The organism is Ornithinibacillus xuwenensis (genome assembly GCF_039614845.1).
Taxonomy (GTDB): Bacteria; Bacillota; Bacilli; order Bacillales; family Amphibacillaceae; genus Ornithinibacillus; species Ornithinibacillus xuwenensis.
The window spans coordinates 381,070-395,325 of record NZ_JBDIML010000001.1 but is presented as its reverse complement, the minus strand read 5'-3'; the positions used below and the strand labels follow the sequence as shown (position 1 = coordinate 395,325).

Genomic DNA, 14,256 nt, shown 5'->3' with positions numbered 1-14,256 from the left:
CCTTCTTATATGAGCAATAACACAATAAACAGACCAGTTAAAAAGCCTAGATTCTTTGCCATTTTCCCATACTTTTCCTGATCTTCTCTTGCATCTTGTAATTCCCTCTCCAGATGTTTAATCGTTAGCTGTATATGTTTTTGTTGTTGGTCAAAATCATGCTGGCCCAATGTTCTACCAAACTGTAGGAGGATTTCTTCTTCATTTGTACCTAGGCTAGACTGCTCAATATACAACTGCACACTTTCCTCCCAGGTGATTTCAAAATCGATATAGCTTTCTAGCATTCTTTCTTTTAAAGAATTAAAAAAAGCTGAACATGGCGCTGGTATTTGTTTTGCAATAGAGGCAAAAGCGTCTTGAAGTGGGAGCTGGCTATAAAGGATTTCTGCCTCTAAAACTTGTAGAGCATTGATTAATTGCCTAATATGCTTTGGACGCTTCGTCAGTCTGTTACTCCACTCGAATCCGAGCCATGTTGTCGCGCTGATGAACAGCAGTGCCCCGATCCACTTCATTAGGTAAGCACCTCGATTTCTGATACAGATTTTTTTCATTCTCGTTATATATCTTCTCAATGGTTCCTGGTGATGATTGTCCTTTGAGAAGTATGATTCTCTGAAATACTTTCTTCTCAAGTAAAGGTTTTATAGAAGGTCTTTTCTTTAACTCGTCTAGAGATTGACCATGCATGGTACAAATAATGGTTACACCAGCATTTATAGCATTCGTTAGAGCTTGTACATCTTTTTCTGTGCCAATCTCATCTACTACTAATATTTCAGGAGACATGGAACGTATCATCATCATCATACCTTCTGCTTTTGGACAAGCATCTAAAACATCCGTTCGTTTCCCTAGATTATGTTGTGGAATTCCATTTAGACATGCAGCAATTTCAGAGCGTTCATCTACTACTCCGACCTTCTTAGGCCCTATGTGATTCCATCCAGAAGAAATAATTCGAATGACATCACGAATAAGTGTGGTTTTACCTGATTGAGGAGATCCAACAAACAAGGTATTAACAAACCCATTTTCATAAAGATATGGAATAATTGGATTAGCAACACCAATCTTTTCTTTTGCAATACGTATGTTTAGAAAAGTTATATACTGGATTGCCTTCACCGAACCATTTGTGGTATTTACTTTTCCAGCAATACCAACGCGATGTCCACCTTCAATCGTAATATAGCCCTCTCGAAGCTCATCTTCCATCCGATATAATGAGAATTCACTCAACTGATTGATCATAAAGATGTTGTCCTTTTTATTCGGCCTAACGCTCGAAATCCATTCAATGCCATGATCAAATATAAATTCTAAAGGCTGGTTTAGTCGAACTCGAATCTCCTGAAGCATGTCCCAGCGATTTCCAATTTTTTTAATTACATCTGCTTGAATTTCTACTGGAAACAACCGTAATATCTCCTGCATAGCCTGTCCTCACTTTAGTTATTGTTAAAAATTAATACATAAATTTCTTTCCTGTTAGAGCTGATTACTTTCTATAAGTAAATGTATGTCTAATAGCAGATTTTATGACTAATAGTAGAGGAATAATAGAGCAGAATAAAAAAAGCTCAGTCATGAGTGACTAAGCCCTTATAGCGGTTATTATTAAAATAAAGCAATTTAATAGTTGCGTTTTGTTTTTTTCGTATTACGATCCATACTAGGGTTTGGATTAGTAATTTCACGATTCCTACGCAGTGTTGAAGAATCCAAATTATTATTTAATGCTGCCTCTTCATTTAGTCTTTCTTCTTTGGTCATTCATGTTCCCTCCAACTTCATCTGGTATTTCTAGTTAATTTACCCATGATGATTAGACTAATACAATTTTGGAGTCACAATTAATCGAACAAAAAAAGTGGCCACTAATTAATTCTAATTAATGTCCACTTTTATAATGTTTAAAGATTAAGCTCTGGAAACATATTTTCCATCTGCAGTGTTGATTACTAGCTTATCCCCAGGATTTATGAAGAAAGGTACTTGTACGACTAATCCAGTTTCTACTGTAGCTGGTTTAGAACCACCACTAGCTGTGTCCCCTTTTATTCCTGGTTCTGTTTCCACTACTTCAAGCTCTACGTTATTTGGTAAATCAATCCCAATCATTTCATCGTTATAGGTCATGATCGATACTTCCATATTTTCTTTAATGAACTTCAACTCGTGTTCAATTTGAGCTTCAGTTAGCTCGATTTGTTCATACGTAGCAGTATCCATAAAGGCATGAGAAGCACCTGATGCATATAAGTATTGCATTTTTTTATGTTCAACATGGGCTTTGCCTACTTTTTCACCTGCGCGAAAAGTTTTCTCTTGGATATTTCCATTTTTTAAGTTGCGTAGTTTGGATCTTACAAAAGCGGCACCTTTACCTGGTTTTACGTGTTGGAAGTCCACTACTTGCCATACATCATTATCCATTTCAATCGTTAAACCTGTTTTAAAATCATTTACTGAAATCATACTATTTCCTCCTTAAATAAAAGCGAAACCTACAGCTGTATTAATTCTTTTGGTGACTTCGTTAGACGCTCATTACCATTTTCCGTAACAATAATGTCATCTTCAATTCTACAACCACCGACATTTGGAATATAAATACCCGGTTCAACCGTTACAACCATACCAGGCTCCAGTTTCAACTCACTTCGTGAAGATAATCCTGGACCTTCATGTACCTCTAACCCAATTCCATGGCCAGTAGAATGTCCAAAATATTCACCGTAACCCTGCTCAGTAATATAGTCTCGTGTTAAGGCATCTGCTTCTTTCCCAGTCATTCCTGGCTTAATGCCATCGACGCCTCGTAGTTGAGCTTCCAGTACAGTATCATATATTTTTCTTAATTCCTCGCTTATTTCACCTACTGCAAAGGTACGTGTAATATCGGATACATAACCTTCATAAAGTGCACCATAATCAAGCGTAACTAATTCACCAGCTTGGATCTCTTTAGAAGAAGCAACACCGTGTGGCATAGCAGAGCGAAAACCAGAAGCAACAATAATATCAAAGCTAGATGATGTAGCTCCTTGTCTTCTCATAAAGAATTCAAGTTCGTTTGATATTTCGATTTCTTTTACACCTGGTTTAATATAGCCCTGAATATGTTCGAATGCAGCATCAGCAATGTTAGCAGCCTTCTGTAGTACGGTAAGTTCTTCTGGTGTTTTTATTAAGCGGATTTTTTCCACAATATCACTAGTAGGGACTAATTCAGCATCAAACAAGTTTTGATATTGATCGTATGTAGAATAAGTTACATGATTCTTTTCAAAACCAAGTCGTTTCACTTGTAGTCGTTTTAACTGTGCATGAACCTCCTGCTCAATTAATTGCTTATGTTCAATAACATTAAATTCCTTCGCCTGATCTGTAGCTTGTTCAGTATACCGAAAATCAGTTATAAATATAGCTTCATCAGCACTAATAAGCGCAATTCCAGCAGTTCCTGTAAAACCAGTAACATATCTCCGGTTAATTGGACTGGTAATCAGTAAAGCATCAAGATTTAACGCTTTAAGCGATTCTCTAATTTTACTAAGTTTCATTCTCTTCATCCCTTTCCCATTTCTACTCGATAGCATAGATAGCTAACTGCTTATGCAGGGTCAGAAATTAGTTGACCCACACTGCTTCTCTCTATTTCTTTTGGACCTTATCAGTTTATCATAAATAGACAAATTTGAATATTGATTTTGTTCCTTGACATCTGTGACTATTCTGATGAATCCTTTGCTTTTTCCTTCGAAGTCTTTAAAACAGTATCATGATAATCAAATGAAATTGAATACCCGATGAATGTACCATATAAAATATAAAGACACATTGTTGACACAATCGTCTTCATTTCCATCTCAGCTACACTAGGAATATTTGGAAACATAGGTTGTAAGATAAAGAAAACAATCCCCCAAATTACTAAACCATAAACTACTCCCATCCAAATAGAATATATCTTTTTGAGGATACCGTAGTAAATGATTGCAACGCCAATCGATAATATTCCAATCAAGCTAGTAGATACCAAGTCGGCTAACCAAGTATCTGTCCAAGCAGCTTTTGACCAGGTTCGAATAAGATATGATTTCGCGGATACTTCCGAAAAATTGAAATAATACATGAATATTCCTAATAGACTTGCGATAATTCCTCCAATAAACCCTGTCAATATTGATCTTCCTAAAAATGAGGATGATTCTTCCTGTTTGTTTTGTTCAAGTTTCTTATCTTCCAAAACATCCACCTCCATTTTTAGTATTACCCATTGCTTTAAATGCAATTACAGAAAGTTTTTCCTCAATTGTTTGCCTATTTATTACCTGAAAGTTGAATATTTTACAATGATAAGGTAAGAATTATACTATAGTATGAAAGCTATAATCTATTAATAAAGTTAATTAAGGAAACTGTATGTTGATGTAGAATGGAAGGAAAATGTGAATACATAACATAAGAAAGGAAAGTTCGTCATGAGAAAAAAATCACCAATAGCATACTTCATTTATGGACTGATTGGACTAGCAGCAATTGGGCTAATTTCAACACTATTTACGAATGCAGCCGGCTTCATCTCAAACTTGCTAATAACAGCAATTATTGGGGTAATAATAGTTGGCGTGCTTTATTATTTTGTGCTGGGGGGACGTCATTCTTCTTCCGCAGATTCCAAAAAATATAAGCAAGCGGTAAGACAATCAAAATCCAAGTATTCGCATTATCACAATAGCTCATCTACCAATAGTAGTCAAAACACGCCGAGTACTTTAAAGAAAAAAACGAAAAGGCGCCCATCTCACTTGCGAGTAATTGATGGGAATAAAGCAAAACGGAAAAAACGAGCATCCAATTAAGGTTGCTCGTTTTTTATGTGGACCAGTATTTTAAAAATTTGGCAGCCTCATCTCTTCCACTTTCCATTAGCTTGACCTTCACTTCATCTTCTATCATAAAATTAGTTGTATGAACATTTTTGACGGGAATAAATATGATATTATCTTTTTGAGATTTTGAAATATATCTGGCATCATGTGCTTGCTTCATAGTTGTAAATAAGGCATGTAGCATATCAAGTGCGTTTTTAATCTTTCTTGGGGGAGTATGTTCTGGAGAATCACTTAATTTAACACCAAGTATCGGTCTTATACGTCTACTTGTATCATTTTCAAAAACCCAGATAGGAAAATTACTTAATAATCCGCCATCAACAATGATACTTTTCTCATTTTTATTTCCAATAATCTTTTTAGGCATAAAAAAATATGGAAATCCTGCACTCATTCGGACGGCCTTGGCGATTGGGAATGCACTTGGATCTATTCCATATACTCGTTCTAAATCATCTGGCAGAATGACAAGCTTTCCTAGTGTTAAGTCACTCACAACCACTTTTAAATAGCCTCGTTTTAAATCTCCGAAAGTATAAATACCTTTCTTAGCAAGCTGATGGTAAATCCATTTCTCGAATTTATCACCTCGATAGATTCCCATTTGAAAGTATAAAAAGAACCATTTACTACCTGGAAGAAATTTACTAAGACGAGGTGTATCGAGAAACTCATGAAGATCTAGTTTATTTAATAGACTATTTATTTCAGCTGTCTTGTAGCCTGCTGCTAAAAACGCAGCTAATATTGCTCCAGCGGATGTACCAGCAACTCGTTCAAATTCATAGTTTTTCTTTTGGATACTTTCTAGCGCACCGATAAATGCAAATGCCTTTACTCCACCACCAGAGAAGACAATGTCAATCTTCATTCCTCATCTCCTTATCACTTTTATATTATGTGTAAGCGAGAGTGTATGAAAATAGAACATTGTCCTTCTTAACCTATGCTGTTATTTATTATTTTCCTTTTGAATTTCACGGAGTGCATCTACTCTTTTGGAATCCATTTTAAAATATTTCACTAAGTCTCCTAATCGGTCGATTGAGTTCCAGCTTAAATGATGCTCAATTCCTTCAACATCATTATAGATATTTTCTTGTTCAACACCAATAATCTCTAGGAAATCTTCTAATAGCTCATGACGAAAAACTAAACGTTCTCCAACTTTTTTTCCTTTATCCGTTAAGATAAACCCTCTATATTTTTCGTATAATAAATAATCGTCTTTATCGAGCTTTTGCACCATCTTTGTGACAGAAGATGGATGAACATCTAATGCTTCTGCTATATCCGAAACACGGGCATAGCCTTTTGAATCAATTAAATTATATATAATTTCAATATAATCCTCCATACTAGGTGTAGGCATAATGTCTCCTCGATTCATAGAATATTTTTTATCATAGGCAAAAGTGTTTCTATATTGAGGATACAAGAAAATACGAATATAGACAAGTGTTTACAGGAAGCCCATCGAAATAAGGCGCTTTTTCTCAATTATGAAAGAAGGTCAATCACTGCATCTTCTAGTACACCTTGTTTTACATATCGGATTAATTTTTCACTTTCTGTCTTTACTCGCCCTAAGCCAATCTCCGATAAATTCCAATTATCTTCCCTCGTATTGCGATCATTAGCTGGACAGAGTGTGTAATCAATCCAGTTCGGCATATAAGTCTTAAAGGTCAAATGTAGTCTTCTCATATGATAATGTGTGCTTACCAAGATCAATCGCTCTATTTCATGTAAATTGAATGCTCGATCAAGTACTAACAACGATGCTAGGACATTTTCTTTCGTATGCAATGAGTTATCCTCTATTAATATATCTTGTTCTTTAACACCAAGACGTATCGCTTCTTGCTTCAGCAAAATAGCCTCTGGATCAGATTCCCCTTCCCAAATTACACCACCAGAAAATAATATTTTACTAGCTCTACCTTCTTGATATAATTGTACGGCCTTGGGCAATCGATATTGAACTGCTTTACTGCTCCCAGGAACAAATATGCAGTCTCCACTATGATGGTCATCACTAATCCCACGGAATAATAGCGTCCGCATTTGATCATCAGAGAGGTTTTCTGGTTCTAAGGAAGAAATTAGCATGTGGGCACCTCTTTTCATTTGGTTATTATGACAGGAAGCAAGTTAATTATTACTCTCCAATTCTTGAAGCAGAACTAGGAGCTCTAATAAATCGTCAATCGTATAATTTGTTGCAAAATTTTCATACGCTATATGACGTTTCCAAACACCAATCATACCTATATTGTATGCAGCCTCCACATCATTTACTGGACTGTCGCCTACATAAATTGCTTCAGAAGGTAAAATCTTTAGTTCCTTTAAAGAATGATGAAAAATATCTGGATTCGGTTTTCGAAGCCCTTCCCACTCAGATATTTTAATCAAGTCAAAGTATGCTTTCATACCCAACGCTTCTATTGAATTCATTTGAAATGTTCCAATGCCATTTGTGATGATACCGAGCAGGTAGTTTTTCTGTTTGAGTACCTCTAACAGGTGAAGTAGATTTGGAAATGGAACACAATGATGTTTAAAGTAATCCATGTAGTCTTCAAGTAAAAAATCGCTTGAAAGGTTATTAATTTCTAATTCTAACGTTAATTGTTGATATACCTTGTCCTTCCAAACATAGCCATGATGCTCTAATTCTAAAAATCGTGACATATAAGTTTCTTTCGAGATATGATTAAAATTTGTATGAAATCGCTCATATTGATCCTCAATAAAACGTCTAACGGATTCATCACGATTTAATAAAGTTCCATCAAGATCAAATAAAACAGCTTTAATCATTATGTTACTCCCTTATTGCAATATAGTAATGAACCTCTATATCCCTCATAGCAACCATATAGTACTAAACGGAATCATGATAATTTCTGGTACCCATGAGCACACTTCTACGATAAAATCCCAAATACATTATTGAACATTATTTCGGTGCTGCCTTGATTCGATCTTTTTTCTCCTCATGATTCAAAGTGCCTCTTCCTATTCGATTAAGAATATGAAATAACAATTTATAATTTATTATGGAAGTAATTTTATCACATTTAACCCGACACAATATGGCATTTAAAACAAAAAAGGCTATCAAACCTTTCGTTTGATAACCTTTGTGTAAAGTTTTTTATAGACCGCACTTCAATTGAGCTCCACAGCTCGTGCAAGTATTGCAGCCACCGATATCCTCCACACTACCTTCTCGACATACCGGGCAAGTATCTCCAACCTCTGACCCAATTGTTACATCTGTTGATTTAAGTTCTTGAATGGTATCCATCAATACTACTTTTTTAGGCTCATTACTATCTTCAAACAGTTCTGTTTGTTCAAAGCTATTTTCTTCTGCTTTTAAAGTTAGGACTTGTGAATCACGGCTACCATCTACGTACACCGTACCACCTTTTGCACCACCTCGATACAGTCTTCTGTACACATTTTCCACTTGGTCTACTGTATAGCCTTTTGGTGCATTTACGGTTTTCGAGATGGAACTATCTACCCAACGTTGAATAACGCATTGCGTGTCAGCATGAGCTTCAGGTGATAATTCCATTGCTGTTACAAACCAGTCTGGCAGATTATTGGAATCTGCTTCTGGGTGACTATCTAGATATTCTTGAACAATATCTGCTTTGACTTCAATAAACTTACCCAATCTTCCACTTCTAAAGTAAGAGAATGAGAAATACGGCTCTAATCCTGTACTTACACCAACCATTGTACCAGTACTTCCAGTAGGTGCGACTGTTAGTAGGTGAGAATTACGGATACCGTATTGAAGAACGCCTTCACGGATATCGTCAGGCATCTTCTTCATATAGCCTGTATTAATAAATGCTTGACGTAGATTATTCGTTTCTTCTTTTGTCTCTCCTACCAGAAATGGGAAGCTACCTTTTTCTTTTGCAAGCTCAATAGACTCACGGTAAGCAGTAGTTGCGATTGTTTCAAAGATCTTGTCTACTAATTCATTACCACTTTCGGAACCATATTCAGTTTCACAATAAATTAGTAGATCATGAAGACCCATAACTCCAAGACCAACACGTCGTTCACCTAATGCTTGCTTTTTGTTTTCAGCTAAGAAGTACGGTGTCGCATCAATTACATTGTCCTGCATACGAACCCCAACTCTTACGGTTTCCATTAGTTTTTCAAAGTTTACGGTATTAGAATCCTTATCAGCCATCTCAGCAAGGTTTACTGCGGCTAGGTTACAAACAGAATATGGCGCAAGCGGTTGTTCTCCACATGGGTTGGTAGCAACAACTTGATCTCCATAAGCTTTCGCATTTGTCATGTCATTTGCATTGTCGATAAAGAATATTCCTGGTTCGGCTGAGTATGTTGCACAGATGTTAATTAAATTCCATAACTCACGAGCCTTAATTCGACGATAAACACGAACACCAAATCCCATTTCTTCCCATTTGCGCACGTCACCAACTTGATGCCATTCCTCGTTATATGCTTTCATTTCGGCTTCATTATAATTTTCTACATCAGGGAATCGAAGCTCGTACCACGTATCATTTTCTACAGCTTCCATAAATTCTTTGGTAATACATACCGATATATTTGCTCCCGTTAAGAATTCTGAATTGTGTACGGAGTATGTTCCACCTGTACGTAGTTTTTCTTCTGCTTCCTTTAAAACTGAATTTGGGAATCCGCCTTGGCCAGGAATGTTTTTATAATTTAAAACACCTTGATAAAGATCAGTTTCAGTTTCAGTCAATGGAGAGAATTTAAGCTTTTCCTGTGCTAACTTCTTAATTTGCTCATCTTCTGTATTTTCGATTAGATAACGTAAAATTCTTGGATTTTGCATTTTTGAGATGATGAACTCAATGATGTCCGGATGTGAATCAACCAACATAATCATTTGTGCACCACGTCTTGAACCACCTTGCTCCACTAAATGAGTTAGTTTTGCGATATCGTCCAGCCAGGATACTGAACCAGATGATTTTCCATTTACACCTCTTGCAAGAGCATTACGTGGACGTAAGGTAGAACCGTTCGTTCCAACACCACCACCGCGACTCATGATCTCCATTACTTGCTTTCTATGCTCAGAGATACCCTCACGAGAATCCTTCACATAAGGCATCACATAGCAGTTAAAATACGTCACATCGGTATCCGCACCTGCTCCATACAAAACTCTACCAGCTGGTATGAAGTTTAAGTTTGATAATTCCTTATAAAATTTTTCAAACCAATCCTTTTGAAGAGCTTCGGATGATTCCACACTTGCTAAACCGGTAGCATTTCGCTTCGCAATTTGCTCGTAATAAACCTCTAGTGGTTTATCGATGACATCTAATCCACGCTTTACAAGCCCAGTCTCTGCTTCTTCACCGTCCAAAACAGACGCATATTCTGGTTCAACTTTTACAACCGCTTCGTTGTTATCCCAATTAATCGATTGAATAAACCCAAGACCTCTAGCAGGAAATTTTGGATCAGCTTTTACCGTTAAAACGACAAAATCGCCAACCTTCAGGCTTTTCTTTTCAGTGTCTTTAAACGAATAACGGTCTAGCATGACTAGTCTTGATACACCCTTATGTAGTAGTTTCATATCTGGTGTTATTGGATGAACCTGTGGGAATAGCTTAATATCCTCATTCAGCATTTCCACATTGATGTTCGTACTTGATTCGACAACCGTAGACATTCTATCTCTCCTCATTTGACATATTTCTCATTCTATTAATCTAGAATTATTTAATATAAAGATATCACACCCCAGTTACAAATTACAACATATTGTGTTCGGGTTTTTTAATGTACACTATATATAGTTTAAAATGCATATTACTAAATTTTTGTCAATGAACAAAAAAGAATAAAAATCTAAGGTAATTAATGAATTTTAAAGATAAACTCTTTAAAAACTAATAAAATGAATAAATTTTAAAATTGCAATGACATTACTCATCGTGATAAAGAAATAACTTCTCGACTTTATTCGACATCACTTGGTAATACTTGTCCGAAGAAAAACTTTGAAAAAATACTTGTTTCAGCCTATAATATAAAAGTACAAAAGTGAAAGACGGGGGAATAATTTGATGGAATATATTATATTAGCACTTGTTGTAATTATTGTTATATCGGTATTTAGGTACCTGAGACAACGTAGCTACCTTAAAACAATAACAGAAACACAATTTCGTGAAGGATATCGAAAAGCGCAACTAATTGACGTTAGAGAGCCGCAAGAATTCAAAAACGGGCATGTGCTTGGTGCTAGAAATATTCCAGTTACACAAATGAAGCAGCGCCTAATCGAAATTCGTAAGGATAAACCAGTATATCTTTATTGTCAAAGTGGTGCACGATCTAGTAGAGCTGCACAGCTTCTTCATAAAAAAGGATATCAAGAGATCTACCAATTAAAAGGTGGATTTAAGAAATGGACTGGAAAAGTAAAAAACGGTTTATAAAAGACAGAAAACGCCTACAGGGAATACCCTTAGGCGTTTATTCATGTCTATGATTTGTAATAGCGTAAAATAGGTTTTCTAGCAGCAGTCGTTTCATCCATCCGCTTCACAATCGTATTATGTGGTGCTTCTTGTACCATCTCTGGATTTGATTCTACTTCATCTGCAATTGTTAGCATCGTTTCAATAAATCCATCTAGCGTTTCTTTTGATTCTGTTTCAGTGGGCTCTATCATTAGTGCTTCTTCCACATTTAACGGGAAGTATATGGTTGGTGGATGGTAGTCAAAATCAAGCAGACGTTTTGCGATATCCAATGTACGTACTCCAAGCTTTTTCTGCCTTCTACCAGAAAGAACGAATTCATGCTTACAGTGCTGTGTATATGGCAAATCATAGGCTTTTTCAAGCTTGCGCATCATATAGTTTGCGTTTAATACGGCATACTCACTTACTTTCTTCAAGCCTTCTCCACCCATTGTACGAATATACGTATAGGCGCGAAGGTTAATACCAAAATTACCGTAATATGGCTTCACTCTACCGATTGATTTTGGTCTATTATAGTCAAACGTGTAGAAGCTATCTTGTTTGACGATTAATGGCTTCGGCAAGTATGGCTCAAGCTCAGCAGAAACACCTACAGGACCAGAACCAGGTCCTCCACCGCCATGTGGACCAGTGAATGTTTTGTGTAAGTTAAGATGTACCACATCAAATCCCATATCTCCTGGGCGAGCATAGCCCATGATTGCATTTAAATTTGCACCGTCATAGTACAGCTTTCCACCAGCACGATGGACAATTTCTGCCATTTCAAGAATTTCGGTTTCAAAAAGCCCTAGTGTATTCGGATTTGTAAGCATAAGAGCTGCTGTATCTTCTCCTACAACTCGCTTTAGGTCATCTAAATCAACTAGACCTTTTTCATTGGACTTTACTGTTACTGCTTCGAATCCAGCTACTGTAGCAGATGCTGGGTTTGTTCCATGAGCAGAGTCAGGTACAATAACCTTTGTACGATTATAATCACCATTTGCTTCATGAAAAGCACGAATCATCATTAATCCAGTCCACTCACCATGAGCACCGGCAGCTGACTGAAGGGAAACACCTGCCATGCCAGTAATCTCCTTTAACGATACCTGTAGATCATACATCATCTCAAGAGCACCTTGTACGGTTTTAGGATCTTGATAAGGATGGATATGACTAAACCCTTCAAACCGAGCTACATCTTCATTTATTTTCGGATTATACTTCATTGTGCAGGAGCCGAGAGGATAAAATCCTGAATCTACTCCATAATTTCGATTTGAAAGACCTGTATAATGACGAACGATATCCAGTTCACTTACCTCTGGAAGATCAGGTGCAGCTTTTCTGACGTATCGATCTGTAATCTCTTCCTCCAAGTTTACTTCTGGAATATCTAGTTCTGGTAAGCTATAGCTCACTCGCCCTTCTTTGCTACGTTCAAAAATCAATGGAAAATCTTTTTTAGACATGACTATCCCCCACTTCTTTTACAAAAGCGTCAATCTCTTCTTTTGTACGGATTTCTGTTACAGCAACTAACATATGGCCATCTAGCTCTGGATAAGCAGTTGCTAGATCATAACCTCCAATAATTCCTTTTTCTAACAAGGCATCATTCACGAGTTGAACGCTCTTCGGTAGCTTTATAACGAATTCATTAAAGAAAGCTCCCTCTGTAAGAACTTTAACACCGGCATCGATTAATTTTTGCTTTGCATATCTAGCTTTTTGCATATTTAGCTCAGCCATTTTCTTAAGCCCATGTTTGCCAATCGAACTCATTGCAACAGAGCTTGCAAGTGCATTTAGTGCTTGGTTAGAGCATATATTTGAGGTTGCCTTGTCACGTCGAATGTGCTGTTCTCGAGCTTGTAACGTTAATACAAATCCACGAATACCATTTTCATCAGTTGTTTGGCCAACAAGACGACCTGGTATTTTTCGCATTAATTTCTCAGTTGTAGCAAAGTAGCCACAATGTGGTCCTCCAAATTGCGCCGGAATACCGAATACCTGTGTATCACCAACTACAATATCTGCTCCAAATTCTCCTGGAGGTGTTAAATAGCCTAAAGCAAGTGGATTGCTAGATACGATGAACATCGTTTTCGATTGTTGGTTAAGTATCTCTCTAATTTCGGCTAATGGCTCCACTTGACCGAAGAAGTTAGGGTACTGAATAACAACACTTGCTGTGTTTTCATCTAATTCCCTCTTCAACTGCTCTAAATCTGTTCTACCATTTACATGATCAATTTCAACAATTTCAAGATTTGGTCCTTTTCCATACGTTTCAATTACGGCACGTGATTCAGGATGAACTGCCTTTGATACAATAACTTTTTTCTTTCTGGTCTGTGCAGCACTTAAGTTCACAGCCTCTGCTAATGAGGTTCCACCATCATACATAGAAGAATTCGCTACAGGCATTCCAGTTAATTCTGAAATCATCGTTTGGAATTCAAAGATTGCTTGTAGCTCACCTTGAGAGATTTCAGGCTGATACGGTGTATATGCCGTATAGAATTCAGAGCGTGATATAACATGATCCACTACGGAAGGGATGAAATGGTCATATACACCTGCCCCTAGAAAAGAGGAATATTCCTTTAAATTTACGTTTTTATTCGCCATTCTTGCTAGTTCTTTTTTTAAGTCTGCCTCATTTACAGGAGCTTTTAAATTCAAGGGTTGTTTTAGTCTAACTTTCTCAGGAATATCCGAAAAAAGCTCATCTGTAGAGCTTACGCCAATAGTATCTAACATTTCCTTCTTATCTGCTTCAGTCATTGGTAAATAACGAAATTCCATTTTAT

At 36.7% G+C, this 14,256-nt stretch carries 15 protein-coding genes; 2 read left to right on the top strand and 13 right to left on the bottom strand.

Annotation, left to right across the window (positions count from 1 at the left end):
* Positions 1 to 5: 5 nt before the first annotated feature.
* The 6 genes from spoIIIAB to ABC228_RS02350 all read right to left on the bottom strand — a co-directional run bounded on the left by spoIIIAB (position 6) and on the right by ABC228_RS02350 (position 4,258).
* Positions 6 to 518: a stage III sporulation protein SpoIIIAB gene (gene spoIIIAB / locus ABC228_RS02375; protein WP_345823480.1), complete on the bottom strand. Its 513-nt coding sequence runs from the start codon at positions 516 to 518 to the stop codon at positions 6 to 8.
* Positions 454 to 1,440 carry a stage III sporulation protein AA gene (gene spoIIIAA, locus ABC228_RS02370; RefSeq protein ID WP_345823479.1) on the bottom strand — a complete coding sequence of 329 codons (987 nt, stop codon included), beginning with the start codon at positions 1,438 to 1,440 and terminating at the stop codon, positions 454 to 456. Before spoIIIAA ends, spoIIIAB begins: the two co-directional genes overlap by 65 nt.
* A 198-nt stretch (positions 1,441 to 1,638) precedes the next feature.
* On the bottom strand, positions 1,639 to 1,779 hold the full coding sequence (locus ABC228_RS02365; RefSeq protein WP_345823478.1) for a hypothetical protein: 141 nt from the start codon (positions 1,777 to 1,779) through the stop codon (positions 1,639 to 1,641).
* A gap of 147 nt (positions 1,780 to 1,926) precedes the next feature.
* Positions 1,927 to 2,484 carry an elongation factor P gene (gene efp / locus ABC228_RS02360; RefSeq protein ID WP_345823477.1) on the bottom strand — a complete coding sequence of 186 codons (558 nt, stop codon included), beginning with the start codon at positions 2,482 to 2,484 and terminating at the stop codon, positions 1,927 to 1,929.
* Between the two features lie 29 nt (positions 2,485 to 2,513).
* On the bottom strand, positions 2,514 to 3,572 hold the full coding sequence (locus tag ABC228_RS02355) for a M24 family metallopeptidase (protein WP_427902204.1): 1,059 nt from the start codon (positions 3,570 to 3,572) through the stop codon (positions 2,514 to 2,516).
* Positions 3,573 to 3,739: 167 nt separating this feature from the next.
* Positions 3,740 to 4,258: a YqhR family membrane protein gene (locus ABC228_RS02350; protein WP_427902203.1), complete on the bottom strand. Its 519-nt coding sequence runs from the start codon at positions 4,256 to 4,258 to the stop codon at positions 3,740 to 3,742.
* A 235-nt stretch (positions 4,259 to 4,493) separates the two neighbouring features.
* On the opposite strand from ABC228_RS02350, the gene ABC228_RS02345 reads away from it, so the two are divergent.
* Positions 4,494 to 4,874, top strand: coding sequence for an SA1362 family protein (locus ABC228_RS02345; RefSeq protein ID WP_345823475.1), 381 nt, complete (start codon positions 4,494 to 4,496; stop codon positions 4,872 to 4,874).
* Positions 4,875 to 4,887: 13 nt separating this feature from the next.
* On the opposite strand, the gene ABC228_RS02340 is transcribed toward ABC228_RS02345, so the two are convergent.
* The 5 genes from ABC228_RS02340 to ABC228_RS02320 form a co-directional block, all read right to left on the bottom strand.
* Positions 4,888 to 5,778, bottom strand: coding sequence for a patatin-like phospholipase family protein (locus tag ABC228_RS02340; protein ID WP_345823474.1), 891 nt, complete (start codon positions 5,776 to 5,778; stop codon positions 4,888 to 4,890).
* 81 nt (positions 5,779 to 5,859) lie between these two features.
* Complete coding sequence (gene mntR / locus ABC228_RS02335) at positions 5,860 to 6,279, bottom strand: transcriptional regulator MntR (protein ID WP_345823473.1); 420 nt, start codon at positions 6,277 to 6,279, stop codon at positions 5,860 to 5,862.
* A gap of 128 nt (positions 6,280 to 6,407) precedes the next feature.
* Positions 6,408 to 7,019: a YdcF family protein gene (locus tag ABC228_RS02330; protein ID WP_345823472.1), complete on the bottom strand. Its 612-nt coding sequence runs from the start codon at positions 7,017 to 7,019 to the stop codon at positions 6,408 to 6,410.
* 42 nt (positions 7,020 to 7,061) lie between these two features.
* Positions 7,062 to 7,733 (bottom strand): HAD family hydrolase, encoded by a 672-nt coding sequence (locus tag ABC228_RS02325; RefSeq protein WP_345823471.1) that lies wholly within the window; start codon positions 7,731 to 7,733, stop codon positions 7,062 to 7,064.
* A 337-nt stretch (positions 7,734 to 8,070) separates the two neighbouring features.
* A complete protein-coding gene (locus ABC228_RS02320; protein ID WP_345823470.1) occupies positions 8,071 to 10,629 on the bottom strand; it encodes a vitamin B12-dependent ribonucleotide reductase in 2,559 nt (852 codons plus the stop codon).
* 397 nt (positions 10,630 to 11,026) lie between these two features.
* Between ABC228_RS02320 and ABC228_RS02315 the strand changes: the two genes are divergently transcribed.
* Entirely contained in the window at positions 11,027 to 11,401 is a 375-nt protein-coding gene (locus tag ABC228_RS02315; RefSeq protein WP_345823469.1) for a rhodanese-like domain-containing protein, read from the top strand.
* Between the two features lie 47 nt (positions 11,402 to 11,448).
* Here ABC228_RS02315 and gcvPB read toward each other — a convergent pair whose 3' ends face one another.
* On the bottom strand, positions 11,449 to 12,909 hold the full coding sequence (gene gcvPB / locus ABC228_RS02310) for an aminomethyl-transferring glycine dehydrogenase subunit GcvPB (protein WP_345823468.1): 1,461 nt from the start codon (positions 12,907 to 12,909) through the stop codon (positions 11,449 to 11,451).
* Complete coding sequence (gcvPA, locus tag ABC228_RS02305) at positions 12,902 to 14,251, bottom strand: aminomethyl-transferring glycine dehydrogenase subunit GcvPA (RefSeq protein WP_345823467.1); 1,350 nt, start codon at positions 14,249 to 14,251, stop codon at positions 12,902 to 12,904. The genes gcvPB and gcvPA overlap by 8 nt, the downstream gene beginning before the upstream one ends.
* Between the last annotated feature and the right edge of the window lie 5 nt (positions 14,252 to 14,256).

Excerpts from the sequence above, each read along its gene's own strand:
- gcvPA (WP_345823467.1), bottom strand. The coding sequence starts at position 14,251 with ATGGAATTTCGTTATTTACCAATGACTGAAGCAGATAAGAAGGAAATG.
- ABC228_RS02345 (WP_345823475.1), top strand. The coding sequence starts at position 4,494 with ATGAGAAAAAAATCACCAATAGCATACTTCATTTATGGACTGATTGGA.
- spoIIIAA (WP_345823479.1), bottom strand. The coding sequence starts at position 1,440 with ATGCAGGAGATATTACGGTTGTTTCCAGTAGAAATTCAAGCAGATGTA.
- ABC228_RS02325 (WP_345823471.1), bottom strand. The coding sequence starts at position 7,733 with ATGATTAAAGCTGTTTTATTTGATCTTGATGGAACTTTATTAAATCGT.
- mntR (WP_345823473.1), bottom strand. The coding sequence starts at position 6,279 with ATGCCTACACCTAGTATGGAGGATTATATTGAAATTATATATAATTTA.
- ABC228_RS02355 (WP_427902204.1), bottom strand. The coding sequence starts at position 3,572 with ATGAAACTTAGTAAAATTAGAGAATCGCTTAAAGCGTTAAATCTTGAT.
- ABC228_RS02330 (WP_345823472.1), bottom strand. The coding sequence starts at position 7,019 with ATGCTAATTTCTTCCTTAGAACCAGAAAACCTCTCTGATGATCAAATG.
- ABC228_RS02340 (WP_345823474.1), bottom strand. The coding sequence starts at position 5,778 with ATGAAGATTGACATTGTCTTCTCTGGTGGTGGAGTAAAGGCATTTGCA.
- efp (WP_345823477.1), bottom strand. The coding sequence starts at position 2,484 with ATGATTTCAGTAAATGATTTTAAAACAGGTTTAACGATTGAAATGGAT.
- ABC228_RS02320 (WP_345823470.1), bottom strand. The coding sequence starts at position 10,629 with ATGTCTACGGTTGTCGAATCAAGTACGAACATCAATGTGGAAATGCTG.
- spoIIIAB (WP_345823480.1), bottom strand. The coding sequence starts at position 518 with ATGAAGTGGATCGGGGCACTGCTGTTCATCAGCGCGACAACATGGCTC.
- ABC228_RS02365 (WP_345823478.1), bottom strand. The coding sequence starts at position 1,779 with ATGACCAAAGAAGAAAGACTAAATGAAGAGGCAGCATTAAATAATAAT.
- ABC228_RS02315 (WP_345823469.1), top strand. The coding sequence starts at position 11,027 with ATGGAATATATTATATTAGCACTTGTTGTAATTATTGTTATATCGGTA.
- gcvPB (WP_345823468.1), bottom strand. The coding sequence starts at position 12,909 with ATGTCTAAAAAAGATTTTCCATTGATTTTTGAACGTAGCAAAGAAGGG.